We start from the raw sequence: 22,709 nt of genomic DNA on the forward strand, positions 1-22,709 counted from the left end.
CTCCCTGAAAAACAGCTGTTAAAGCCAAGATGATGACAGTTTGAGCGGTAAAGGCAAGTAGCCCCCATGACTCCTTCCATAAAAATACGTATTGCCACCTTTAATGTGGCCCTGGATCGCCGTCAGCCCGGGCAACTGGCGGCCGAAATCGCCGGGGAGGGCAGTACCCAACTGCGGAATATCGCTCGTATCCTGCAACGGCTCAGGCCGGATGTGGTGTTGCTGAACGAATTCGACCATGACGGTGAAGGTCGGGACGACGGCCACCTGCGGCTTTTTTGCGAGCGCTATCTGGCCGCGGGTGAACATGGCATTGATTATCCCTACTCTTACCTGGCGCCCACCAACACCGGCCTGTTGGCGCCGGTGTCCCTGAGCGGGGAGGCCGAGCCCCGCCTGCCCGAGGACGGCCTCGGTTTTGGCACCTTCCACGGCCAGTACGGGTTCGCCCTGTTGTCCCGTTATCCGCTGCTGGTGGAGCAGGCGCGCAGCTTTCGTCGCTTCCGGTGGCGAGACATGCCCCATGCCCGGCTGCCCCGGACCGAGGCCGGATCCTACTATTCCCCGGCGGCGCTCGAGGCGTTGCCGCTGTCGTCCAAGAATCATCTCGACCTGCCGGTACGGCTGCCCCATGGTCGGGTGCTGCACCTGCTGGCCTGCCATCCGGCACCGCCCATCGACGAAGGCCCCGAGCGACGCAACAGCTGCCGAAACCACGATGAGCTGCGGCTGTGGCACGACTACATCCGTCCGGGATGTGGGGGCTATCTGGTCGACGACGCCGGGCGACGGGGCGGCCTGCCCGGCGGGGCCGATTTTGTGATCCTGGGGGATCTGAACGCCGATCCCCTGGATGGTGATGGCTTCCGTGGCGGCATTCAGGCGCTGCTGGCCGATCCTGCGTTGAACCGCTGCGTGGCCCTGGGGCGATTGCGGCCTGGTTCCCGGGGCGGTTTTGCCCTGAAAGGAATAGGAGAGCGCCGGGGCTCGCCTCGTTACTGGACCCACAGCCAGGGGCTGAGACTCGACTATGTGCTGCCAGGCCGCACTCTGCGAGCCCTGGCCAGCGGGGTTTACTGGTTGGTGCCGACGCATTCACAGGCGAGCCTGTTCTGGAATAGAAGGGGCTGGCCGGAGCGTGGAGCCAGTTCGGATCACCGTCTGGTATGGGTGGATTTGGAACTGGCAGTGTGAGAGGCCTCACGCTTTCATGGCCGGGTGCACCAATAACGCGAGCGATATCAAACATTGAATAATCAATGCTGGGTTTTTACGATTTTTAGCGATTTAATATCACCCGAGACCCTAGATTGCTTTCGAAGTTCAGTTATCTGGGTTGGTGACCCGGATAATCAACTGGTATTCTTCATGACGGGCAAGCCTTACCGGCTTGCCCTTTTTCTTGCCTGAAATTCTCCTGACTGCTGGCTCCGTCAGCCCGGTTTCCCGGACAAAGGCTCGCTCGACCAAGAGGTCGCGGCCGGACAAGGGGGGGTACGCATCGTTGCTGACAGAATTCGTCGTAACGGCGATAATGTTCGCCGGTTGGCCGATGGCCAGGTGAATGGACGAGAGAAAACAAGATGAAAAAAATAGTGGCGGGTGTCATGGCGCTGTTGGTGGTGGGGTGTGCCGGTGATGACAAGGGGGGAGAGCAGTACCGTTATTATCCCCCGGTGGCCAAGGCAACCAATAAAACCCAGGAGATGGCGATCCCCGGGGATCTGGTATGGGCCCGTGCCGAGAAGTGGTTTCGCGATCAGGGCCTGCACATTGAGAACAGCCAGCGCGGCGCCGGTCTGATGACGGCCAGTGTCGAGAACTCGGCCGATGGTCTGGCGTGGCTGGATTGCGGCACCATGGGCTCCAGAGTGGCGCTGGGCAACCCCAACCTGCAGATCAGCCTGATCATCACCCAGAGTGGCAACCACAGCGTGGCCACCGCCAATGTCAAGGGCTACACCGAGCTGTTCTTTGTCGAAGCTTCGGGTGAACGTATTCCTGCCCCTTCCATCAAGCCGGTCTGCGTCTCCCGCGGCAGTCTGGAGCAAAGTCTGTTTGCCACTTTGGGTAACTGAGCCGCACGCCAGCACGACCTGCCAGCATGACAAAACCCCGTTGCAAGCAACGGGGTTTTGGTTTGGTCCATCGCCAGGGCCATCAGGGGTTATCCGTTCTAGCGATCACCGTGATAGAGCACCTGATCGCCGGACTTGAGCACATAACCCTTCCAGGGGAAGAGTTGGTAGATGCCCCCCTGCCAGGACCAGTCGCCCTCATTTCCTTGCCGGCTCAGCCGGATCTGCTCGCCACTTGGCAGGGTCAGCTCGGCCAGGCTTTGATCGGCATTGAACAACACAAAGGCGCTGCCGGTCTGGCTGCTGTCGGTCGAATTCAAACGGACTGCCTGCTCAAATAACCGTAGGCACTGGTCGGCCAGTGGCGACCACTGGTAACCTGCGCTGGGGATACAGCCGTGGTTGTCACGATCACGACCCGGCACCGGTTGTTCTGGCGTGCTGCAGGCCACCAGCAACAGGGTGGCGGCCAGCAGGGCGAGAGGGTGCATACTACTCCTTTTATTGCTGCCGCTGGCGCAGGAAGGCGGGGATATCCAGCCCCTGGGGGGTGGATTCGAGCGTGGGCTGTGCCGGCCGCTCCTGGGTTTTGGATGGAGCTATGGTCTCCCTGGGCGGCTGGATACCGGTGGCGATCATGGTGACCTGGATGCTGTCGGTCAGGTTGGGGTCCAGGCTGATGCCGGACACTACCGTGGCGTCTGTGCCGACGCATTCCGCCACCCGATCGCCGATCTTCTGGAAGTCGTCCAGGCCGATGTCCATGGAGGCCACCACATTGAGCAGCACGCCCCGGGCTCGTTCCAGCTCCACTTTTTCCAGCAACGGGTTGTTCAGGGCCTGCAGGGTGGCGTCTTCCACCTTGTTTTCGCCTTTGCCCAGGCCGATGCCCATGACCGCCTTGCCCTGCTGGCGCATGATGGTACGCACGTCGGCAAAGTCGATATTGATAAGGCCGGTCTGGCCGATGATGTCCGCCAGTCCCTTGACCGCATTCTGGATCACCTTGCTGCTTTCGCTGAAGGCGGCCAGCAACGGGGTGCGGGCACCCAGCACCTTGAGCAGGTAGTCGTTGGGCAGCACCAGCAGGGCGTCGGTATGCTCGGCCAGCGCCTCGAGCCCCTGATCCGCCGCCTGGGCGCGTTTCCTGCCTTCAAAACCGAAGGGACGGGTGACGATGGCCACCGTCATGATGCCCAGCTCGCGGGCCACCTGGGCGACCACCGGGGCGGCGCCGGTACCGGTACCGCCGCCCATGCCGGCGGTAATAAAGCAGAGATCGGCCCCTTTCAGCTGGTTGCGGATATCCGCCAGGCTCTCTTCGGCGGCGCGGCGGCCCACCTCGGCCTCGGCTCCGGCGCCCAGGCCCCGGGTCAGGATCTTGCCCAGTTGCAGGGTATCGACCCGGCTTTGTTGCAGGGCCTTGGCATCGGTATTCATGGTGATGATGTTGACATGCTGGGGCAGGGCCGCTTCGGCCAGCAGGTTGACGGTATTGCCGCCGCAACCGCCCACGCCGATCACGCGGATATGAATGGCATCGCAATCCGGTTCGGTCGGTTCAAAAAGGAGATCGCTCATCCGGTACTCCGTGGAAAAACAAAAGGGCTGAACCAGTCAGCCCCCGGGGTCAATATATCGTGATGAATCAGCGGTTTTTCAGTGATTCCGGTGCCAGTACTTCGACTTTGCCCGCCATATCGGTCAGCCAGCGGCGAAATTCGGGTGAATCTTTCACGTCGGTTTCCACCATCATGCTCTGCTTGTCGTAGCGGGTCAACCTGGGGTTGTTGCCCGGAATGGAGTCTTCCAGTATGGCCCGGTTCGGGTTGGTGATCCGGCCCACGAAATGGATGGTCTCCGCCTCTTCCTGGTAGCCTTTTTCGCGGATCAGCTTGTTGACGCTGAATTCCCTCGGCTGGGTGACAGGGCGAGTGGTCAGTTCCACTTCTTTAACGTGCTCGAACGGAATGCCGTAGATCTTGGGGTCCATGTCCGATACGGTGCACAGCAACATGGGGCCATCCTTGCGGCTGACAATACCGAGTGGATTGACCTGCTCGTAGCGCAGCCAGACGGTGCGGCCCTTGATCACCCGCTTGATCTCGGCGCTGAACTTGCGGCCGCGCCACAGGGCGTCGCGAATGGTGGTGGCCCGTCGCATCTCCGGGCTGCCCGGGAACGGCCTGGGCAGCTGTATCACGTTTTCCATCCAGCGGCTGGCCAGCTCGCTCTGGCTGTCTTTTATGACCTGGCTGGCCTTGTCGATAATGGGATTCAGCTCGCTCAGCACGCTGGCCGGCAGCAGATCGGCGGCCTGGTCGTTCCAGGTTTTCAGGGCCATGGCCAGGCTGAGCGGCATAAAGTTGGCGAAATCGTTCAAACCATTGCGTTCGAAGCACCAGCCATGGGGCTTGCTGCGATCGTCGGAAGTGAGATCGAACAGGCCCATGCCGGACATCTCTTCCAGATCCCGCTGTACCGTGCGCAGGCTGACCTGAATGCCTTCTTCTTCCAGTTTTTCTTGCAGCTGGCGAGCGGTCAGCTTGTATGGACGATAAGGAACACAGCGCGCCAGGGTCAATTGTCTCAGCAGTTTCTTACTCATGGTTATGCCCTCTTGCTTGGGATGATTCTATCCTAGGCTCAGGTTGTGACAAGTTCTGTCGCAACTTTTTGGCCGCTGACTGTCGCCATTTTTCTACAACCCTGGTTTTTCGGTCTGATCCTGACGCTAAATGACATTTGCCTTTTTTCCGTTCATGCGACTATAAGTAGTTGAAATAAAAACATCTTACCCGGAGAGTCATGAAGATTTTATTGAGTTTTCTGCTGCTGTGCAGCAGCCTGGCCTGGGCCCAGCCTGTGCCTCCTACCCCTTTTGAAAGCGGGAAATTTCTGACCTTGCCCACCAGTCGCGACATCAGCCGCTACCTGTCGGAGCTGGCTGAACGCTCGCCCAAGGCCCGCCTGGTGTCGCTCGGCACCTCGGCCGGGGGCCGCCCGATAGAGGCGCTGCTGATGTCCGGATCGCCGGCCTTTCTGCGGGAATTCGCCGCCGAGGCGGACAAGCCGACGGTGATGATCTTCGGCTCCCAGCACGGCAACGAGCCTTCCAGCGCCGAAGCGGTCCAGCAACTGGCACGGGAGCTGATTGCCGGCGAACACCCGGCGTTGCTGAGCAGGCTCAACCTGGTGCTGGTGGTCATGGCCAACCCGGACGGGCGGGATCTCTCTACCCGCCACAACGCCAACGACGACAACACCAATATCGACTATGTGGCGCTCAACGCCGGGGAAACCCGGTTGCTGGTGAATGCGCTGCATACCTTCGACCCGGACGTGGTGTACGACGCCCACGAGTCCGGCATCTGGAAACGGGTGCTGACCGGGGAGCAGGGCTGGATGACCGACGTGGAGGCCCAGTTCGACATGGGCAACAACCCCAATATCGACGGCCCGCTTCGCGACTACACCGAGCATCAATTGCTGCCGGCCCTGATCGAGCGGGTGTCGTCGGCAGGCCTGGCGGCGGTACGCTACCGGGGCGAGATCACCGATATCAACCAGTCGGTGGCCCGCGGCGGCCTGGGCATCACCAACTTGCGCAATTATGCGGCCATGCAGGGACGTGTCTCCATCCTGGTGGAAAATCGGCTGGATAATAAAGACGGCACTTACCCTACGCCGCGCAATATCGCCGAACGGGTGCGCAAGCAGCACCTGAGCATCGTTACCATGCTGGAACTGGTGGCGGACGAGAGCGAACAGCTGGTGAGCCTGTCGCGCCGGGCCCGGCAGCAGTGGCAGTCCGACACCGGGGACGGCCATACCCTGTGGATGGGGGTGAGCTTCGATGTAAACCGGGACGAGCCCGAGGTGAGCCTGCCTTTGGTGCGCTTCGCCGACGGTCACAAGGCACAGCACCGCTTTCGCAACCACGACGCCATCGTCACCCGGGAACCGATCCGGCTGGCCGAGGCCTATGCGGTGACCCGGGAGCGGGAGCGTATGGCAGACTGGCTGGGCCGGCACCATATCACTTTCGAGACGGTGAGGGAGCCACGGGAGCTGGTGGCGGAAAGGCTGGTGATCGAGCAGTTGCTGCCCCAGCCCAAGGCCAGGCCCGGCGTGCGGGAGAAGGTGCAGGCCAGGGTAAGGAGCGAAGAGGTGAAGGTCACCCTGCAACCCGGAGATTTGCTGGTGCCCATGGCCCAGCCGCTGGCGCCCCTGGCCGCGCTGATGCTGGATCCGCGCTCAGCCAACGGACTTTATCAGGAAGGCGAGTGGAACTGGCTGCAGCTGGGCGAGTTTCCGGTATTTCCGGTGCAGCTGCCCTGAGTCGGTGAGCCGAGAAGCCGGAATATCGGCCGCTGTCTGTTGATAAAGCCCAGCATCCTATTTTTAGCTGGCAATTCTCCCTCCGGTATTGCTGTTCAACAGCAGTCGTCCCGCGAAGGCGGAGAACCATGACATCTTACACTGGACTCCCGCCTTAGCGGGAGTGACAACAGAGTAATCCGAAGGTGTATCGGTAGTCCGAGGCTGGCATGTCGGCCTCTCAGCTTGCTTACAACGCCAGCCAGGACAGCGGGGACTTGCTGACCGCCGCGCCGTAGATATAGGCGAAGATGGCGATGGCTGCCAGGGCGGCGCCCAGGCGCTGGCCCCGGGTCTTGCCACGTTTGATGGCGATGGTGCCGACGATAATATAAAGCACCAGGCCGATCACCTTGGCGGTAAGCCAGGGACTGTTGTCGAAGGGTATCTGCTTGATCTGCACCGCCAGCCAGATGCCCAGCAGCAGCAGCAGAGTGTCGTTGACATGGGGCAGTATCTTCAGAACCTTGTTGTTGATACGGGCGGGGGAAGGTACCGCCAGCCAGGCGCGCAGCATGAACAGGGTTATACTGATCAGGGCAAACATCATATGGGCGTGTTTGACGGCCAGGTAAGACATAATAACTCCAAAAAAGACAATAAGATGGCTAAATAGTAACAGCATACCGGTTTGCCGCCGCCCTGAATACTGAGGAAGATCAAGGTAGCCGCCGCCTCGGCTGTTAACCTTGAGGCCAGAATCCGGTCTAATCACATTCAATTACCGAGGTAACTGCGATGAAAAAATGGTTTTATGGCCTGGCGGGGGCCCTGCTGGCCGGCCCCGTGCTGGCGGCGCCGATGACGGTGTACAAGTCCGAGTCCTGCGGCTGCTGCCAACACTGGATCGAACATATGGAGGAGGCCGGTTTCGAGATCGCGGTGATCAATACCGACAACATGGCGCCAATCAAGAGCAAGGCGGGGCTCAAGCCCGGCCTGGCATCCTGCCATACCGGCTTTATCGACGGCTATGTTATCGAGGGCCATGTGCCGGCGGCGGACGTGAGGCAACTGCTGGAGCAAAAGCCGGCGGTGCGCGGCCTGGCCATTCCCGGCATGCCCCAGAGTGCGCCGGGCATGGACATTCCCGGTACCCCCTACGAGGTGCTGAGCTTCGATGAACAGGGGAATACCTCGGTGTTCAATCGTTATCCAGGATAGTTTCATCGGGCTCGAAAGCGATAAAGCGGCTGCCCTGGAACACCAGGGTGCCGGTGGCTTCCTTGGTCAGTTGTTCGTAGAGGTGCTCGCTGACCTTGAATTCCCGCTCATCCCCGCCGGCCAGGGGACGGAAACTCACATAGTAATCCACCCGGGGCGGCGGCAACTCGGTCTTTTCCTTGCTGGTGCGTCCCATGAACTCCCGGGTGTGCTTGTGGGCCACCGCCACCTTCAGGCTGTGCTGGGGCTGGCCGCTATTATAAAAGTGGGTATACAGCTGCCGGCCTATCACCAGGGTGGCGATGGCGATAATGCCCCAGAGAACGATTTTATCCATGACATTTACCCCCTTTTGGCTTCAGCTTAATGGTTGTACAGGGTGACGCAAGCTGATTTGATTAGAGTAACGATTGAATCCGGTAAAGGCGATGGGAATGCGACAACTGTTAGGCTGCTGTTTGCTGTTGATGTCCGGCGTCGTGTCGGCGCAATGGCTGCCCGAGTGGTTGAGTGCCCAGGCCACCCTGGCCCGGGCCCAGGTGCCGGCCTGCCCGCGCGAGCAGGCCGAGGGGCTGTCGCTGGTGTTGGACCAGGGGCAGCTGCAGGGCCGGCTGGCGCGGCTCAGCCTGGATCTGACCTGCTCCCGCAGCGGCGACAGCGGCGCCGAAGGCGAGAGCGATGCCCTCTCCTTGCTGCTCACCCTGCCGCCCATCGATTTCCGGGTCGAGGAACTCACCCTCTATCTGCCCAGTGGGGTGACGACCGGCACGGCCGAATTGCGTCACCGGCAGCAACACCTGGACATCCTGTGGCAGACCGCTTCCGGTGACGTCAAACTGGCCCTGTTGCCGGAGCAGCAGGGGTGGCGTTGGCAAGGGGAGATTCCCGGCAACCTGCTGGCCCCCGAATTCGGCCACAGTCTGACCTTGAGCGGCGGCTGGCAGCCCGGGCAGGAGCTGACACTGGCCGTCGGAGGCGTATTACCGGCGCCGTTGTCGGGCAGTTGGCAACTACGGCTGGCGGCCATCGAAGGGGAAGCGGGTTGGCAACTGCAACCCGGATCCCGGTTGCAGATCCCGCAGCTGGGCTGGCAGGAGCTGGAGCTCGGCACCCTGGAGCTGGCTCCGGTCGGGATCCAGTATCTGGATGGCCCCTGGCAGGCCCGGCTGAGCTGGCAGCAAGGGCGCTGGGGGGAGCAGGCATTGCCCGAGGCGGCCCTCATCCTGGGGACCTCGGCCGGGGACGAGCGCCGGGGCAGCCTGACGCTGGAGCTGGGCCCGGCGCTGCGGTTGCTGGGGAGCTGGCACTATGACGAGGGGCTGGCGCTGAGGGTGCCAGAACAGTCCCTGCCTCTCGCCGGGCTTTGGCAATGGCTGTCCGGCTGGTTGGCATTGCCGGTGGGGGTGGAACCGGCAGCCGGCAACTTGGTCTTATCATTAGAAGCGCCAGATCTGCTGGATGCCACCCGGCCGGTCACTGCCGGGCTGGTGCTGCGGGAAGGGCAACTGAGTTACCGGGACATGCTGGCCGAGCAGATGGCGGCCCGGCTCAATCTGCAATGGCGGCGGGGCTCCTTGCAGACGGTCGGCACCAATAGCCTGACGGTGGCGCTGCTGGATATTGGCGTCCCCATCACCGATATTCATGGCGCGGTGCAATTGCGGCAAGGCATGCCCTGGTTGTCCGGGCTGACGGCCCGGGCGCTCGGTGGCCAACTGGCCCTGTCGCCCATGGCGCTGGCTGCCGCACCCAGCGGGGAGATGCATTTCAGTGATATCTCGTTGGAACAGATCCTCGGTTACACCGCCGTCAGCGGCCTTACCGGCAATGGCCGGCTCCACGGCCGCCTGCCCTTTTCCTTCGAGCGAGGCTTCAGTGTGACCGGCGGCCGGGCCCATAGTGAGGGCGGCTGGATTTCCTACCAGGCTGGTGAGGATCTGCTGGCCTCGGGGGCGAGTAATCTGACCCTGGGGCTGACCCTCGGCCTGCTCAGCGATTTACGCTACGATAGGCTGGAAGCAGAGATTTCCATGGCACCCGACGGCGAGGCGGTGATCGAAAGCCGGCTGCAGGGGCAGGCGCCGGTAATGGGGCGGATGCACCCGGTGAACTTCAATTATCACCATGAGGAAAACCTGTTACAGTTGCTGGCAAGCTTGCGTTTTGCCCGGGATCTCAGTGAACGGTTGCCGGTACGCTTACAGGGGGAGAGTAAGTAAATGATAAAACCTGCAGCGGTGATCAGCCTGTTATTGCTGACCGCCTGCACGCCCCGGGTGGAGGTGGTGGTGCCGGACAAACCCATCACCGTCAACCTGAACGTGAAGGTGGACCACGAAATCCGGATCCGGATCGACCGGGAGCTGGAAGAATTGTTTGAACAAGAGAAAGACCTGTTCTAAGGGGGTTGAGATGCGGTGGTTGGCTTTTATATTGGCGGCAACCCTGAGCTGGTCGGTGTGGGCCCTGGACCTGCAGCAGGCCAAGCAACAGGGGTTGATCGGCGAGCAGCAGAACGGCTTGGTGGGGGCGGTACAGAGCAATGCCCAGGTCAATGCCATAGTGAACGATATCAATCGCAAGCGGCTGGAAAACTACCAGGACATCGCCCGGCGTACCGGTACCAGCCTGACCGTGGTGCAGAGCCGGGCCGGGCAGTTGAATATCGAACGCACTCCCAGCGGGCAGTATGTCCAGCTGGCCGACGGCAGCTGGCGACGTAAGTAGTTACTTCTCTGGTCGGAGCCGGGTAATCCGGCTCCATTCGGACTTTTGTACTGCGTTTCCTCGCAGTTTTCATCAAATTTCTTGGTCAGCTTCATCTTTCCCGGTTAATATTTGTGCACTTTTTGTGCAGAAAGATGAAGGAGCACCGTGTGCGCAATAGGGTTAGGCTTTGCTTGATGTTAGCATGGGTGGCTTGTGCCAAACCCTATGCCAAAGGTACTGACTTGGAAATAAAACCTCCGGTTGCCAAAAAGATCCCTCATATCCTGCTCAACCACGATGACCTCCGGGTGGACAACTACCACTGGTTGCGGGACGACGAGCGGGAAGACCCCGAAGTGCTGTCCTACCTGGAGCAGGAAAATCGCTACAGTGAGCAAGTGCTTACTCCGCTGAACGAGCTCCAGGAGAGCCTGTTCCAGGAAATGGTGGCCCGCATTCGCCAGGACGACAACAGCGTGCCCTACCTGAAGAAAGGTTACTGGTATCAGACCCGTTACCAGCAGGGCCAGGAGTACGCCATCGTCGAGCGCTACCCCGACGGCCAGCCCGAGCGGGTGGAAGTGCTGCTGGACGGCAACGAACGTGCCGGGGAACACAGCTACTATGGCATGGGGCAGTTGGCGGTCAGCGCGGATCAGCAGACCCTGGCCTTTGCCGAAGACTTCGTGTCTCGCCGCCAGTATCAGATCCGCTTCAAGTCACTGCAAACCGGCGAATTCTACGAGGAAGTGCTGGAAAACACCTCCGGCAACCTGGTGTGGGCCAACGATGGCAAGACCCTGTTCTATGTGAAACAGGACGAGAGCACCCTGCTTCCTTACCAGGTTTATCGTCATGTCCTGGGTACCGCCCAGAGTGAAGACGTGCTGGTGTATGAAGAGCGTGACAGCAGCTTCTATACCAGCATTTACAAGAGCCGCTCCGAGGATTACATCGTTATCGGTGCCTGGAATACGCTGTCCAGCGAGATCAGCCTGGTACCGGCGGACGCGCCGGACACGCCGGCCCGGGTGTTCCTGCCCCGAGCGCGCGGTCATGAATACGACCTCGAACACTACCAGGGGCAATTTTATGTGCGTTCCAACAAGGACGGCGCCAACTTCGGCCTTTACCTGGCCAAAGAGGGCGCCCTCGACCAGTGGCAGCCGCTGATCCCGGCTCGTGAAGAGGTGTTGCTCGAAGGATTTGCCCTGTTCCGTGACTGGTTGGTGCTGGAAGAACGCCGTGCGGGGCTGGTGCATCTGCGCCAGATCCACCGCCGGGACGGACGCGAGCATGAAATCCGCCTCGATGATCCCGCTTACGTGACCTGGCTGGGGGCCAATGCCGAGGCCGAGACCCCCTGGTTGCGTTACGGTTACTCCTCCATGACCCGGCCGGTCACTACCTATGAAGTGAACATGGATACCCAGGAGCGGCGTGAACTGAAGCAGCAGTACGTGGGCGAGCGGTTCAATGCCGACGAGTACCGCAGCGAGCGGCTGTGGGTCAAGGTTCGGGACGGTGTCGAAGTGCCGGTGTCACTGGTGTACCGGGCCGACAGGTTCAAGCAGGACGGCAGCAATCCGCTGCTGGTTTATGCGTATGGCTCCTACGGTGCCAGCATGGATCCGGATTTCAGCAGCTCCCGGCTGAGTCTGCTCGACCGGGGCTTCGTTTACGCCATCGCTCATGTGCGTGGTGGCGAAGAGCTGGGGCGCGACTGGTACGAGCAGGGCCGCTTGCTCAGCAAGCAGAACACCTTCAATGATTTTATCGATGTGACCCGAGATCTGGTGATGCAGGGCTATGGCGACAAGGGGCGGGTGTTTGCCTCCGGTGGCAGCGCCGGCGGCCTGCTGGTGGGCTCGGTCATCAATATGGAGCCGGATCTGTTCAAAGGCGTGGTGGCCGCGGTGCCCTTCGTGGACGTGGTGACCACCATGCTGGACGAGTCTATCCCGCTGACTACCGGTGAGTACGATGAATGGGGTAATCCGGAAGAGCCCGAGTATTACCACTACATGAAGTCCTACAGCCCCTACGATCAGGTCAAGCCTCAGGCTTATCCCCATATGCTGGTGACTACCGGCCTGCATGATTCCCAGGTTCAGTACTGGGAGCCGGCCAAGTGGGTGGCCAAGCTCAGGGAGATGAAGATCGACGACAACCTGCTGCTGCTGCACTGTGATATGGACACCGGCCACGGTGGCAAGTCCGGTCGGTTTGAGTCCTACCGTGAGCTGGCCCGGGAATATGCCTTCCTGCTGGCGCTGGCGGACGAAGAACAGGGTCCCCGTCTGGCGGCTGGCCTGAGTAGCGCCGGCGGAATAACCCACTAATAACAAGGGCCGCGATGCGGCCCTTGTGCTGTCAGTTGCCCATCGACTGGATGATCACCACCAGTACCAGAACCGGGCACACCAGGCGCACATACCAAGGCCAGATCTTCCAGAACAGCCCTTGTTCCAGATCGGGGTTGCCTGACTTCAGTTCGGCCAGCACCTTGTTGCGTTGCCATACCCAACCCGCATAAAGGGTAATACACAGGCTGACCAGGGGCTGGGCATACTGGGTGGTGAGGGTAATTACCAGTCCAAACAGGCTGCCAAAATGAAACACTATCACCGCACTAATCAAGGTACAGAGGCCGGTCATCAGCCAGGTGGCCTTGATCCGGGACAGGCCGGTGGACTCCATGGCCAGGGATACCGGTGCCTCCAGCATGGAGATGGCGGAGGTCAGCGCTGCCACTATCATCAGCACGAAGAAGGCGAAGGCCACCGGGTACTGGGCCTGGCCCATGGTTTCGAATAACGCCGGCAGCACCGAGAACACCAGGGTATCGGAGCTGAGCAGGCTGCCGTCTTCGGCGAAGATGGCCACACCGTTGTGTTGGGCCACATACATGGCGGGCAGGATCAGCAAGCCGGCCAGGAAAGCGACGCTGGTGTCCAGCAGGGTGACCTGGGCGGCCAGGGCCGGAATACTGGCCTGGCGGCTCAGGTAGGAGCCGTAGAGCATCATCACCGCCGCGCCCAGTGAGAGCGAGAAAAAGCTCTGTCCCAGGGCGCCGATCAGTACCTCACCGTGCAATACCCGGGAAAAGTCCGGGACCAGGTAGGCCTGGAGTCCGGCGCCGGCGCCCGGTTGCAGCAGCATATAGCCGGTCAGCAGTACCAGCATGATCAGCAGCAGCGGCATCAGCCGACGCGACCATTTCTCGATGCCCTTTTCCAGCCCGCGGCTGACCACACAGAGGCTGAGCAGGGCGAACAGCAGAGTGAACACCAGGTTGCGGGAGGTGGAAAAACCGGTCAGCCAATCCGCCGACTCGTTGGCGCCCGTTAGCCTGGCCAGGGGCTCCAGGGCATAGGCGACGAACCAGCCGGACACGATGGCGTAGAAGGTGAAGATCAGGCTCACGGTCACCACCGCCGCCAGCCCCACCAGGCCGGCGATGAATTTACCCGCCGGGTTGCCGGTGAGCTGTTGCAGGGCGCGGAAGGGGCTGGCCTGGCCATGGCGGCCGATGGTGATTTCCGCTACCAGCATGGGATAGCCGAGCAGGAAGATAAACAACAGGTAGACCAGCAGAAAGGCCCCGCCGCCGTTGCTGGCCGCCTGGGTGGGGAAGCCCCAGATATTGCCCACGCCAATGGCCGAGCCGGCGGCGGCCATTACGAATCCCAGCTTGCTGCTGAACTGTGCCCTTGCTTCCACGTTTTGCTGCTCCTGCTGACTGTAAAGATAACAATACAGTTGTCGTCGGTTAAAAATGGCGAAGACTATGGTGTTTTGCAGAGTTTTTGTCAAAGAGATTTGGCTGGGGCAGGGAATGAACGGGGCATGACCGTCTTTTTCAGCAAAAAATAAGGCGGGAAGATCCCGCCTTATGCTTTAGGCAAACTGGGTGGTCAGCTTCAGCCAGTTGCGCCGCTGGGTGGTGAAGGCGGCCTTCAATTCGTCGCAGCTGAGCCTGAGCCGCAGCTCTTCATATTTGCAGCGGGCCGCTTTTTTCTTTATATCCAGTAATGACTTACGGGCCTGATAGTAATCCTTGAGCTGGTGCAGCAAACGCTCGTATTCGCTGTGCAGCAGGGCCAGCCACTGTTCGGTATCGGCATTCTGTTGCCGGCGCAGTATTTTCTGGCGGGTGATTTCCAGCCGGCGTTCCAGCCTGGCCTGCTCTATCCTTTCCTGCGGGCAGGTACGCAGCCGGGTGGCCAGCCCCAGCCAGCTCATGGTCCGGATCAGCCATTTTGTAGGATCGTAATGCCACCAGTTGATGCCGTTACGGTAGTCGTATTCGAACAGGTGGTGGAAGTTGTGATAGCCCTCGCCGAAAGTCAGCACGGCCAGGATGTCGTTGTCTCGCGCCGTGTTCTTGCTGGTGTAGGGCTGGCGGCCCCAGTAATGGGCGAGGGAATTGATAAAGAAGGTGACATGGTGGCCGAGGAAGAGACGCAGCACGCCGGCCATCAGCAGCATGCCCCAGAGATCCCCGTGCCAGAGGCCCAGCAGCACCGGCAGGCCGACGTTCATGGCAAGGGTGAGCGACAGATAGTGCTTGTGCTGGAACTGCAGTATGGCATTACGCTTGAGATCGGGGACATTGCTGTCGTCCTCCGGCTGGTAATCCCTCAGCATCCAGCCCATATGGGAAAACCACAGCCCGCGCTGGGCGGAGTAGGGATCCTTGTCCAGATCGTCCACATGGCGGTGATGGCGGCGATGGTCGGCGCACCAGCGGAAGGCAGAGTTTTGCAGGGAGAGCGCCCCCCCCAGGGCGAACAGCCACTGCAGCAGGGGGTGGGCGTCGTAGGCTTTGTGGGCCCACAGACGGTGGTAGCCGGCGGTGATAGAGAGGCAGCTGTAACTGAACAGCAGCAGCATGGCCAGCCATTGCCAGCCGTCATAACCCTGGGTCATTCCATACCAGGGCACCAGCACCAAGGCTGCCAGACCGGTGCTGGCAAAGAGAATGGCATTGGTCCATATCAGAGGAGGTTTACGCATCTTGGTATCCATTGAGCGAACATCTGTACACTATTTTCATGTTTAAAGCGGGGCAGCGTCAATCATAAATTGACCAGTCGGGGCTGACCGGGTTCATACAAAAAGGTATGATCCGGGTATTAAATAGTTGGACCCTGGTGTGCCGTGGGCATTCGCGCTGAACAAAAAGAAAAAACCCGGCGTTCTTTGATCGAGGCCGCGTTTCGCCAGTTAAGCGCCGAGCGCAGTTTTTCCAGCCTGAGCCTGCGTGAGGTAGCGCGGGAAGCCGGTTTGGCACCGACCTCCTTCTACCGTCACTTCAAGGATATGGAGGAACTGGGGCTGACGCTGGTGGATGAAGGCGGCCTGACCCTGCGGCAGCTGATGCGCCAGGCCCGCCAGCGAATTGCGGATGGCGGCAGCGTGATCCAGATATCGGTAAAGACCTTTATGGAATTTATCGATAGAAGCCCGGATGTGTTCCGGTTACTGTTGCGGGAGCGTTCCGGTACCTCGGCGGCGTTCCGCCAGGCGGTAGCGCGGGAGATCCAGCATTTTACCGCTGAGCTGACCGACTACTTTGAAGAGCGGCAGCACACCAGCCGCAGCTATGCCGAGGCTCAGGCCCAGGCGATGGTCACCATCGTCTTCAGTGCCGGGGCTGAGGCGCTGGACATGAACGATGACGAGCGGGAGGCGCTGGCCGAACGCATGATCCTGCAACTGCGCATTATTGCCAAAGGCGCGGATGCATATAACAAGGCAAAGAGGCTCTAGGCCCTACATTAGGAAGGATAACCATGTCAGGAAGTAAGCAAATTCGCCGTAAACCTATCTTATTGGCTCTGCTGGTCGGCATCTGTGGCAATGCCACTCTGGCCACCCTGAGTGTCAGCCAGTTGGCGTTTTCCATTTTCCCCATTATCTCGCTGGTGCTGGCGGCACATCTGCTGTACCAGGAATACCTGAGCGTGCCGATGGAGGGGGATACCCCGCTCTGCACCTTGCTGAGTTTCCTGATCGGGGTGTTCGGTTACTCCGCTTTTCTGCGCACCCAGTTTCCGGAAATGGGTTCCAACTACCTGTCGGTAATGATTTCCCTGGTTCTGGTGATCTGGCTGGCCCTGAAAATGGGAGTGGCGGCACGGCCCAACGCCGAGAAGTAATGGCTTGGTACTGCCGAGAGCCCGCCTTTATGGCGGGCTTTTCTATTGGCGCGCTATGGGCCCTGGATCACCGGCAATCTGCTCGAGCCGCCCCATTCCGCCCAGGAACCGTCGTAGACGGCAATTGCCTCATGGCCGGCAATATGGGCCGCCAGCGCCACTATGGCGGCGGTGACGCCCGAGCCGCAACTGCAGATAAGCCGTTGCTCCTGTGCCAGCAGGGCGGCCAGTTTCTGCTCCAGCACCGGCCTGGGTAACATATGGCCCTGTGCCAGCAGCTCTCCGAATGGCAGACAAAGGGCGCCCGGCATATGGCCCGGGCGCACGCCGGGACGGGGATCCGGAGCCTCACCGCTGAAGCGCTCACGGCTGCGGGCGTCCAGTACCCGAGAGCCTTCATCCTGCAATGCGGCTTCGACCTGGCCGGCATTCGCAATCCAGGCGCTCTGCAGGCGGGCGACGAAGTGCCCGCCTGCAACTGGACCCGGCTCGTCCCGTTCCAGGGGCAGTTTTGCGTCCAGCCAGGCGGGCAGGCCGCCATCCAGCACCGCCACCTGCTCGTGACCCATGGCCCTGAACATCCACCAGGCCCGGGGCGCGGAGAAGATGCCGCTGCTGTCATAAACGACGATACAGTGGTGGTTATCGATACCCAGCTCCGCTACCGATCGGGAGAACAGGGTTTCGTCGGGCAGCATATGCGGCAGGGGGCTGTGGGGATCCTTGATGCGGCTGTCGAAATCAAAGAAACGGGCGCCGGGAATACGCTGTCGGTGCCATTCCTGTTCGCCATCGCGGTTGGCGGCGGGCATATGCCAGCTGGCGTCCAGCACCACCAGATCAGGATGGGTGAGATGGGCCGCCAGCCAGTCGCGGTCCACCAGCGCCGATGGCAATTCCAGTCTGTTCATGATGACTCCTTTTGTTAGACCGTTTTATCCTAAGCGGCAGCCCGACCTTTCGTCACGGTTTTTATACGGTCTCGTCATATGACGACTTTAGCCTGTCATCTTGTAAGAGATCTCTCAATAAGGCACTGGAGAAAACGTTTTTATCTACGGATTTCTTAGCGAGAATATGGTTTTTTGTTATGTAAATCATGGTGATGGTGATTAGAGGCTATTTGGGGCGGAAATTTTTACTGTTTTGCTGCCTTGAGGGATCCGTAAACTTCTCTATATTTAGAAGGGCAAGGAGCAATGAAGTCTGTCAGGAAGACGGGCTGCCAGGAAAGGCGAAAGGAACACCGCAGGATGCGGTAAGGGACACCTCCCAGGACGGAGACAGTCGAGCGGCTCAGGATGAACCGCAGTCAGGATGACTAGGACACACCGACGGATCGGGAAGAGGAACACCTTAAGGATAAGGTATTGTCAGGGATTGCAGGGAGCAACTTGGTTTAAGGATTAACCATACGACAACCCAAAAGGGGGTGACACGATGTCACCCCCTTTTTCTATCTGCGATTTCCAGAGGAAAGCAATGAGCGAGTGGATCCCGGTATATCAGGCTGCCAACAGCCTGGAGGCCCATACCCTGAAGGGGGCACTGGAAGTGGCCGGCATCGAAGTCTGTCTGCAGGGCGAGGCCCTGGCCGGTGCCTTGGGGGAACTGCCGATGAACGCGGTGGAAGTGACCCTGCTTATCCACCCCCGGGATCTGGAGCGGAGTCGCCTCATACTGGAAAAATATCGGCGGGGGGTCCGTGATTCCTGGCGGTGCGGGCACTGCGGAGAGTGCAACGCCGGCAGTTTCGAGACCTGCTGGCGGTGCGGGCATGAGCCCGGCACCGGGGCGTAACGCCCGTTAGCGTTTTTGTTCCATCAGGTCCTTCAGGCGGGCACGATGGCGATGCATGGCAAAAGAGCCGAATACCAGCACCTCCAGATAGTCTTTGGGAGTGGGGTTGAGCAGTTGGGCCGCCTGCCTGAGCATCAGCATCTGCAGCAGGTGCATGAACAGTACCACGCCGCCCAGGATCATCGGCATGGAGCCGACTTCTTCGATCTCGGGCCCGGTCAGCGCATAGATAATGCCGGCCCAGAACACCAGCATGACCAGCCGCATCAGTATATTCAACACCTTCATTCCACTTGCTCCCGTTGATAAAGTTGATAACAGACCTGGCCGGCCTTCTTGTCTTTCAGCAACCGCCAGTTGGCGGGCAATGGCAGGGGTGCGAGTCCTTGCTCCCGCTCGATATAGATTTTGGCTTCATCGTTCAGCCAGCCGGCCTGCTCTAGCCATCGGCAGGCGGCCGGCAACAGCTCCCGGTGAAACGGCGGATCCAGAAACACCAGATCGAAGGGGGTTGCAGGCGTTTGCAGATAATCGAGGGCATCGGCATTGACCACTTCCCCCCGGGCTCCAGGCAGGCTGGCCAGGTTACGCCGCAGCTGCTGCGCCACTTTAGCGTCTTGCTCCACCAGCACGACTTCGGCGGCGCCACGCGACAGAGCCTCGAACCCTAGGCTGCCGCTGCCGGCGAACAGATCGAGACAGCGGCAACCGCGAATGTCGAACATCAGCCAGTTGAACAGCGTTTCTTTTACCCGGTCTGAGGTGGGTCTGAGTCCTTCACTGTCGAGCACCGGCAGCTTGCGCCCGCGCCACTGACCACCGATCAGGCGAATCTGCCCCGGACCCGAGGCGGTGGTGCCGCCCGTTTTTGCTTTTGCCATCTCGTTTCGCCGTCTTTCAATAAAATGCTAGTATAAGGCGGTTTTGCACCCCTAAGGGGCGGGTATTTTAATGAAGGGGCCGGGCAACGGCCAGAACTAATCTCCCCCCGATACAAGCGAGTAAGAGCAGGATGGCGAAAAAAGGTTTTTTCTCTTGGCTGGGCTTTGGCAAGAACAAAGAAGAGCAGCGGGACACAGCAGAAGAACAACAGGCGGTGGAGCAGTCGGCCATTGCGTCGGAGGCCGAAGCCGGCGTGGCAGAGGTAGAAGAAGCTCTGGCCGAACGGAAGGCGGAAGAAGAGGCCCGCCTGGCGGCGGTAGCCGAAGCGGCGGAGCAGGCCCGGTTGGCGGCAGAAGCCGAAGCGGCGGAGCAGGCCCGGTTGGCGGCGGCAGCCGAAGCGGCGGAGCAGGCCCGGTTGGCGGCGGCAGCCGAAGCGGCGGAGCAGGCCCGGTTGGCGGCGGCAGCCGAAGCGGCGGAGCAGGCCCGGTTGGCGGCAGCAGCCGAAGCGGCGGAGCAGGCCCGGTTGGCGGCGGCAGCCGAAGCGGCGGAGCAGGCCCGGTTGGCGGCGGCAGCCGAAGCGGCGGAGCAGGCCCGGTTGGCGGCGGCAGCCGAAGCGGCGGAGCAGGCCCGGTTGGCGGCGGCAGCCGAAGCGGCGGAACAGGCCCGGTTGGCGGCAGAAGCCGAAGCGGCGGAGCAGGCCCGGTTGGCGGCGGCAGCCGAAGCGGCGGAGCAGGCCCGGTTGGCGGCAGAAGCCGCCGTACGAGCAGAGGAAGAGGCTCGACAGGCCGTAGAGGAAGAGGCTCTCCTGGCAGCGGAAGAGGAAGCCGCGGAGCAGGCCCGGTTGGCCGAAGAGGCCACGCCGGCTGCCGAGCCCCCTAAGCAGGGCTTTTTTGCGCGTCTGAAGCAGGGGCTGCTCAAGACCCGCCAGAACCTGGGATCCGGCTTCTTCGGCCTGTTCCGCGGCAAGAAGATTGATGACGACTTGTTCGAGGAACTGGAAACCCAGTTGCTGACGGCCGATCTCGGGGTGGAAACCACCATGTCGATCATCGACAGCCTGACTCGTCAGGCCAGCCGCCGCCAGTTGAAGGACGGCGAAGCGCTGTACGAGCTGCTGAAGGAAGAAATGGGCGAAATCCTGGCCAAGGTGGACAAGCCCCTGGTGATCGACGGCGAGCACCAGCCCTATGTGATCCTGATGGTGGGCGTCAACGGCGTGGGCAAGACCACCACCATCGGCAAGCTGGCACGCCAGTTCCAGGCCGAAGGCAAATCGGTGATGCTGGCCGCCGGCGATACCTTCCGTGCCGCGGCGGTAGAGCAGTTGCAGGTGTGGGGCGAACGTAACCGGATACCGGTTATCGCCCAGCATACCGGCGCCGATGCGGCGTCGGTGATCTTCGATGCGGTGCAGGCGGCCAAGGCACGCAAGATAGACGTGCTGATTGCCGACACCGCCGGTCGCCTGCAGAACAAGGCGCACCTGATGGAAGAGCTGAAGAAAATCGTGCGGGTGATGCAGAAGGTGGATGCCACCGCGCCGCACGAGATTATGCTGACCCTGGACGCGGGCACCGGCCAGAATGCCCTGAGTCAGGCCAAGATCTTCAACGAGGCCGTACCCATTACCGGTATTACCCTGAGCAAGCTGGATGGTACCGCCAAGGGCGGGGTGATCTTTGCGGTGGCCGACAAGTTTGGTATTCCTATACGCTACATCGGGGTGGGCGAGAAAATCGACGACTTGCGCCCCTTCAACTCAAAAGAATTTATCGACGCTCTCTTTAGCCGGGAAGAATAAATGATCCGCTTCGAGCAGGTTAGCAAGGTATACAGCGGCGGCTTTCAGGCCCTGCAGAGGGTCAGCTTTCACCTCCAGAAAGGGGAAATGGCGTACCTGACCGGCCACTCCGGTGCCGGCAAGAGTACCTTGCTCAAGCTGATCAGCGTGATGGAAAGACCTACCGACGGCCAGGTCTTTTTCAATGACCAGGACGTCAGCCGCATCCGCCGGGGCGATATCCCCTATGTGCGCCGGCGTATCGGCATGATTTTTCAGGATCATCACCTGATCAATGCCCGTACCGTATTCGACAATGTGGCACTGCCGCTGGTTATCGAAGGCTACAGCCACCAGGATATCCGCCGGCGGGTATCGGCGGCGCTCGACAAGGTCGGCCTGCACGGCAAGGATCGCTATTTTCCGCCGATGCTTTCCGGCGGCGAGCAGCAGCGGGTAGGCATCGCCCGGGCCATCGTCAACAAGCCGTCGTTGCTGCTGGCGGACGAGCCTACCGGCAATCTGGATCCCGAGCTGTCGATGGAAATACTGCGTCTGTTCGAAGCCTTCAACCGGGTGGGTGTCAGCGTGTTGATCGCCACTCACGACACCGGTCTTATTAATTCCCTGCGTTACCGCACCCTGACCCTGAATGCCGGCCGTATGCAGGCGGAGGAGCCCGCATGAGCAAGCAAGAACACAAACTGGCCTGGCCCCAGCGGCTGGCCATGTACTGGGTGGATCACCTGCGCCAGCTGTTCGCCAGCCTGGGTGAGTTGTGGCGCACGCCCCTGAGTTCGCTGATGACCATAGCGGTACTGGGGGTCAGCCTGGCGTTGCCGGCCAGTTTTTATGTGTTGCTGAAAAATGCCGAGTCGGTGAGCCAGTTCTGGCAGAGCCAGGCCCAGATCAGCCTCTACCTGCAGCAGGGGGTCAACGAGGCTCAGCTCACCGACTTGCAACAACGCCTGGGTGAGATGGAGGAGATCGATAAGGTCACCTATATCAGTCCCGAGCAGGGCCTGTCTGATTTCAGCGGTGCCGCCGGCTTTGCCGAGGCGCTGTCCCTGCTGGAGGACAATCCCCTGCCGGCGGTGTTTATCCTCAACCTGTCGGAAAGCGGACGGATACCGGAAGCGGCTGAGCTGCTGCTGGCCGATATGCACGCCGAGCCTGCGGTGGCTACGGCCCGGCTGGACATGGCCTGGCTGGCCCGCTTGTCGGGTATCGTGGATCTGCTGCGCCAGGCGGTGGTGGGCATGGCGGTGTTGCTGCTGGCCGGAGTCTTGCTGGTGGTGAGCAATACCCTGCGGCTCAATATTCTCAACTGCCGTTACGAGATTGAAGTGATGAAGCTGGTGGGGGCAACCGAGGGTTTCATCCAACGGCCGTTTTTATACGTCGGCCTGTGGTACGGTATCATCGGCGGCCTGCTGGCCTGGTGGCTGACCCTGGTGATGGTGTTCTGGCTCAGCCACAAGGTCAATGCCCTGGCCGCCTTGTACCAGAGTGACTTCCACCTGCTGGGATTGGGTGTTCGGGAAAGCCTGTGGCTGATCCTGACCGGAACCCTGCTCAGCCTGCTGGCCTCGGGATTTTCGGTGCGACGCCATATCAGGGCGATAGAGCCAGGCTGAACCTTTACCGCTGTTTGTGGTCCGATATGGGCAGCGAGGGGCGATCCGGCTTGACATTTAGTATAAGATAAATACATTTTCCGCAGCCCGGTGCATACGGAACCAGACAACCCAG

The 22,709-nt window shown here is 60.7% G+C and carries 24 protein-coding genes; 14 read left to right on the plus strand and 10 right to left on the minus strand.

The annotated features are described in order from the left end of the window. The first annotated feature begins 66 nt into the window (after positions 1 to 66). Entirely contained in the window at positions 67 to 1,194 is a 1,128-nt protein-coding gene (locus ACEVBK_RS00585; RefSeq protein WP_375056708.1) for an endonuclease/exonuclease/phosphatase family protein, read from the plus strand. A gap of 389 nt (positions 1,195 to 1,583) precedes the next feature. Continuing rightward, the gene (locus ACEVBK_RS00590; RefSeq protein WP_375056709.1) at positions 1,584 to 2,078 is read left to right on the plus strand and encodes a hypothetical protein; all 495 of its coding nucleotides are present in this window, start codon (positions 1,584 to 1,586) and stop codon (positions 2,076 to 2,078) included. A gap of 98 nt (positions 2,079 to 2,176) precedes the next feature. Here the strand turns inward: ACEVBK_RS00590 and ACEVBK_RS00595 are convergent, their stop codons facing one another. The 3 genes from ACEVBK_RS00595 to ACEVBK_RS00605 all read right to left on the minus strand — a co-directional run bounded on the left by ACEVBK_RS00595 (position 2,177) and on the right by ACEVBK_RS00605 (position 4,686). Next, positions 2,177 to 2,569: a hypothetical protein gene (locus ACEVBK_RS00595; RefSeq protein ID WP_375056710.1), complete on the minus strand. Its 393-nt coding sequence runs from the start codon at positions 2,567 to 2,569 to the stop codon at positions 2,177 to 2,179. Between the two features lie 10 nt (positions 2,570 to 2,579). Then, complete coding sequence (gene ftsZ, locus ACEVBK_RS00600; protein ID WP_375056711.1) at positions 2,580 to 3,659, minus strand: cell division protein FtsZ; 1,080 nt, start codon at positions 3,657 to 3,659, stop codon at positions 2,580 to 2,582. Positions 3,660 to 3,726: 67 nt separating this feature from the next. Then, the gene (locus tag ACEVBK_RS00605; protein ID WP_375056712.1) at positions 3,727 to 4,686 is read right to left on the minus strand and encodes a helix-turn-helix transcriptional regulator; all 960 of its coding nucleotides are present in this window, start codon (positions 4,684 to 4,686) and stop codon (positions 3,727 to 3,729) included. A gap of 200 nt (positions 4,687 to 4,886) precedes the next feature. Here ACEVBK_RS00605 and ACEVBK_RS00610 point away from each other — a divergent pair, with 200 nt between their 5' ends. Then, positions 4,887 to 6,419 carry a M14 family zinc carboxypeptidase gene (locus ACEVBK_RS00610; RefSeq protein ID WP_375056713.1) on the plus strand — a complete coding sequence of 511 codons (1,533 nt, stop codon included), beginning with the start codon at positions 4,887 to 4,889 and terminating at the stop codon, positions 6,417 to 6,419. A 229-nt stretch (positions 6,420 to 6,648) separates the two neighbouring features. Here the strand turns inward: ACEVBK_RS00610 and ACEVBK_RS00615 are convergent, their stop codons facing one another. After that, positions 6,649 to 7,038: a SirB2 family protein gene (locus ACEVBK_RS00615; protein WP_375056714.1), complete on the minus strand. Its 390-nt coding sequence runs from the start codon at positions 7,036 to 7,038 to the stop codon at positions 6,649 to 6,651. Between the two features lie 158 nt (positions 7,039 to 7,196). Between ACEVBK_RS00615 and ACEVBK_RS00620 the strand changes: the two genes are divergently transcribed. Beyond that, positions 7,197 to 7,622, plus strand: coding sequence for a DUF411 domain-containing protein (locus ACEVBK_RS00620; RefSeq protein ID WP_375056715.1), 426 nt, complete (start codon positions 7,197 to 7,199; stop codon positions 7,620 to 7,622). Here the strand turns inward: ACEVBK_RS00620 and ACEVBK_RS00625 are convergent. Continuing rightward, positions 7,603 to 7,959, minus strand: a complete 357-nt coding sequence (locus ACEVBK_RS00625; RefSeq protein WP_375056716.1) for a DUF2500 domain-containing protein — start codon at positions 7,957 to 7,959, stop codon at positions 7,603 to 7,605. The two genes, ACEVBK_RS00620 and ACEVBK_RS00625, sit on opposite strands and share 20 nt — an antisense overlap. 97 nt (positions 7,960 to 8,056) lie before the next feature. On the opposite strand from ACEVBK_RS00625, the gene ACEVBK_RS00630 reads away from it, so the two are divergent. From ACEVBK_RS00630 to ACEVBK_RS00645, 4 genes are all read left to right on the plus strand, one after another. Further along, the gene (locus tag ACEVBK_RS00630) at positions 8,057 to 9,841 is read left to right on the plus strand and encodes a YdbH domain-containing protein (protein WP_375056717.1); all 1,785 of its coding nucleotides are present in this window, start codon (positions 8,057 to 8,059) and stop codon (positions 9,839 to 9,841) included. Next, a complete protein-coding gene (locus ACEVBK_RS00635; RefSeq protein WP_202082124.1) occupies positions 9,842 to 10,024 on the plus strand; it encodes a YnbE family lipoprotein in 183 nt (60 codons plus the stop codon). It abuts the gene before it with no gap. 10 nt (positions 10,025 to 10,034) lie between these two features. Continuing rightward, positions 10,035 to 10,349: a YdbL family protein gene (locus ACEVBK_RS00640; RefSeq protein WP_375056718.1), complete on the plus strand. Its 315-nt coding sequence runs from the start codon at positions 10,035 to 10,037 to the stop codon at positions 10,347 to 10,349. 176 nt (positions 10,350 to 10,525) lie between these two features. Beyond that, positions 10,526 to 12,673, plus strand: coding sequence for a S9 family peptidase (locus ACEVBK_RS00645; RefSeq protein WP_375058490.1), 2,148 nt, complete (start codon positions 10,526 to 10,528; stop codon positions 12,671 to 12,673). Between the two features lie 31 nt (positions 12,674 to 12,704). Here the strand turns inward: ACEVBK_RS00645 and ACEVBK_RS00650 are convergent, their stop codons facing one another. Then, complete coding sequence (locus ACEVBK_RS00650; protein ID WP_375056719.1) at positions 12,705 to 14,054, minus strand: sodium-dependent transporter; 1,350 nt, start codon at positions 14,052 to 14,054, stop codon at positions 12,705 to 12,707. 177 nt (positions 14,055 to 14,231) lie between these two features. Then, positions 14,232 to 15,350 (minus strand): acyl-CoA desaturase, encoded by a 1,119-nt coding sequence (locus tag ACEVBK_RS00655; protein WP_375056720.1) that lies wholly within the window; start codon positions 15,348 to 15,350, stop codon positions 14,232 to 14,234. Positions 15,351 to 15,494: 144 nt separating this feature from the next. Here ACEVBK_RS00655 and fabR point away from each other — a divergent pair, with 144 nt between their 5' ends. Beyond that, the gene (gene fabR / locus ACEVBK_RS00660; protein WP_375056721.1) at positions 15,495 to 16,106 is read left to right on the plus strand and encodes an HTH-type transcriptional repressor FabR; all 612 of its coding nucleotides are present in this window, start codon (positions 15,495 to 15,497) and stop codon (positions 16,104 to 16,106) included. Positions 16,107 to 16,129: 23 nt separating this feature from the next. Beyond that, complete coding sequence (locus tag ACEVBK_RS00665; RefSeq protein WP_375056722.1) at positions 16,130 to 16,495, plus strand: YijD family membrane protein; 366 nt, start codon at positions 16,130 to 16,132, stop codon at positions 16,493 to 16,495. Between the two features lie 53 nt (positions 16,496 to 16,548). Here ACEVBK_RS00665 and ACEVBK_RS00670 read toward each other — a convergent pair whose 3' ends face one another. Further along, positions 16,549 to 17,406, minus strand: a complete 858-nt coding sequence (locus ACEVBK_RS00670) for a sulfurtransferase (protein WP_375056723.1) — start codon at positions 17,404 to 17,406, stop codon at positions 16,549 to 16,551. Between the two features lie 571 nt (positions 17,407 to 17,977). Here ACEVBK_RS00670 and ACEVBK_RS00675 point away from each other — a divergent pair. Continuing rightward, the gene (locus tag ACEVBK_RS00675; RefSeq protein WP_375056724.1) at positions 17,978 to 18,295 is read left to right on the plus strand and encodes a DUF2007 domain-containing protein; all 318 of its coding nucleotides are present in this window, start codon (positions 17,978 to 17,980) and stop codon (positions 18,293 to 18,295) included. A gap of 6 nt (positions 18,296 to 18,301) precedes the next feature. Here ACEVBK_RS00675 and ACEVBK_RS00680 read toward each other — a convergent pair whose 3' ends face one another. After that, the gene (locus tag ACEVBK_RS00680) at positions 18,302 to 18,583 is read right to left on the minus strand and encodes a DUF1145 domain-containing protein (RefSeq protein WP_375056725.1); all 282 of its coding nucleotides are present in this window, start codon (positions 18,581 to 18,583) and stop codon (positions 18,302 to 18,304) included. Next, a complete protein-coding gene (rsmD, locus tag ACEVBK_RS00685; protein WP_375056726.1) occupies positions 18,580 to 19,176 on the minus strand; it encodes a 16S rRNA (guanine(966)-N(2))-methyltransferase RsmD in 597 nt (198 codons plus the stop codon). The genes ACEVBK_RS00680 and rsmD overlap by 4 nt, the downstream gene beginning before the upstream one ends. Positions 19,177 to 19,307: 131 nt before the next feature. Here rsmD and ftsY point away from each other — a divergent pair, with 131 nt between their 5' ends. From ftsY to ftsX, 3 genes are read left to right on the plus strand one after another with little or no spacing between them, the layout of a single operon-like run. Next, positions 19,308 to 20,978 (plus strand): signal recognition particle-docking protein FtsY, encoded by a 1,671-nt coding sequence (gene ftsY / locus ACEVBK_RS00690; protein ID WP_375056727.1) that lies wholly within the window; start codon positions 19,308 to 19,310, stop codon positions 20,976 to 20,978. Continuing rightward, complete coding sequence (ftsE, locus tag ACEVBK_RS00695) at positions 20,979 to 21,644, plus strand: cell division ATP-binding protein FtsE (RefSeq protein WP_375056728.1); 666 nt, start codon at positions 20,979 to 20,981, stop codon at positions 21,642 to 21,644. Next, positions 21,641 to 22,594: a permease-like cell division protein FtsX gene (ftsX, locus tag ACEVBK_RS00700; protein WP_375056729.1), complete on the plus strand. Its 954-nt coding sequence runs from the start codon at positions 21,641 to 21,643 to the stop codon at positions 22,592 to 22,594. Before ftsE ends, ftsX begins: the two co-directional genes overlap by 4 nt. Positions 22,595 to 22,709: the final 115 nt, after the last annotated feature.

Origin of the sequence: Zobellella sp. DQSA1, assembly GCF_041950555.1 — a bacterium.
In the GTDB taxonomy this organism is placed as follows: domain Bacteria; phylum Pseudomonadota; class Gammaproteobacteria; order Enterobacterales; family Aeromonadaceae; genus Oceanimonas.

Excerpts from the sequence above, each read along its gene's own strand:
- ftsY (WP_375056727.1), top strand. The coding sequence starts at position 19,308 with ATGGCGAAAAAAGGTTTTTTCTCTTGGCTGGGCTTTGGCAAGAACAAA.
- ACEVBK_RS00620 (WP_375056715.1), top strand. The coding sequence starts at position 7,197 with ATGAAAAAATGGTTTTATGGCCTGGCGGGGGCCCTGCTGGCCGGCCCC.
- ACEVBK_RS00585 (WP_375056708.1), top strand. The coding sequence starts at position 67 with ATGACTCCTTCCATAAAAATACGTATTGCCACCTTTAATGTGGCCCTG.
- ACEVBK_RS00630 (WP_375056717.1), top strand. The coding sequence starts at position 8,057 with ATGCGACAACTGTTAGGCTGCTGTTTGCTGTTGATGTCCGGCGTCGTG.
- ACEVBK_RS00595 (WP_375056710.1), bottom strand. The coding sequence starts at position 2,569 with ATGCACCCTCTCGCCCTGCTGGCCGCCACCCTGTTGCTGGTGGCCTGC.
- ftsZ (WP_375056711.1), bottom strand. The coding sequence starts at position 3,659 with ATGAGCGATCTCCTTTTTGAACCGACCGAACCGGATTGCGATGCCATT.
- ACEVBK_RS00605 (WP_375056712.1), bottom strand. The coding sequence starts at position 4,686 with ATGAGTAAGAAACTGCTGAGACAATTGACCCTGGCGCGCTGTGTTCCT.
- ACEVBK_RS00675 (WP_375056724.1), top strand. The coding sequence starts at position 17,978 with ATGAGCGAGTGGATCCCGGTATATCAGGCTGCCAACAGCCTGGAGGCC.
- ACEVBK_RS00590 (WP_375056709.1), top strand. The coding sequence starts at position 1,584 with ATGAAAAAAATAGTGGCGGGTGTCATGGCGCTGTTGGTGGTGGGGTGT.
- rsmD (WP_375056726.1), bottom strand. The coding sequence starts at position 19,176 with ATGGCAAAAGCAAAAACGGGCGGCACCACCGCCTCGGGTCCGGGGCAG.
- ACEVBK_RS00680 (WP_375056725.1), bottom strand. The coding sequence starts at position 18,583 with ATGAAGGTGTTGAATATACTGATGCGGCTGGTCATGCTGGTGTTCTGG.
- ACEVBK_RS00625 (WP_375056716.1), bottom strand. The coding sequence starts at position 7,959 with ATGGATAAAATCGTTCTCTGGGGCATTATCGCCATCGCCACCCTGGTG.
- ACEVBK_RS00640 (WP_375056718.1), top strand. The coding sequence starts at position 10,035 with ATGCGGTGGTTGGCTTTTATATTGGCGGCAACCCTGAGCTGGTCGGTG.
- ACEVBK_RS00645 (WP_375058490.1), top strand. The coding sequence starts at position 10,526 with ATGTTAGCATGGGTGGCTTGTGCCAAACCCTATGCCAAAGGTACTGAC.
- ACEVBK_RS00665 (WP_375056722.1), top strand. The coding sequence starts at position 16,130 with ATGTCAGGAAGTAAGCAAATTCGCCGTAAACCTATCTTATTGGCTCTG.
- ACEVBK_RS00670 (WP_375056723.1), bottom strand. The coding sequence starts at position 17,406 with ATGAACAGACTGGAATTGCCATCGGCGCTGGTGGACCGCGACTGGCTG.
- ACEVBK_RS00615 (WP_375056714.1), bottom strand. The coding sequence starts at position 7,038 with ATGTCTTACCTGGCCGTCAAACACGCCCATATGATGTTTGCCCTGATC.
- ftsX (WP_375056729.1), top strand. The coding sequence starts at position 21,641 with ATGAGCAAGCAAGAACACAAACTGGCCTGGCCCCAGCGGCTGGCCATG.
- ACEVBK_RS00635 (WP_202082124.1), top strand. The coding sequence starts at position 9,842 with ATGATAAAACCTGCAGCGGTGATCAGCCTGTTATTGCTGACCGCCTGC.
- ACEVBK_RS00655 (WP_375056720.1), bottom strand. The coding sequence starts at position 15,350 with ATGCGTAAACCTCCTCTGATATGGACCAATGCCATTCTCTTTGCCAGC.
- ACEVBK_RS00610 (WP_375056713.1), top strand. The coding sequence starts at position 4,887 with ATGAAGATTTTATTGAGTTTTCTGCTGCTGTGCAGCAGCCTGGCCTGG.
- ftsE (WP_375056728.1), top strand. The coding sequence starts at position 20,979 with ATGATCCGCTTCGAGCAGGTTAGCAAGGTATACAGCGGCGGCTTTCAG.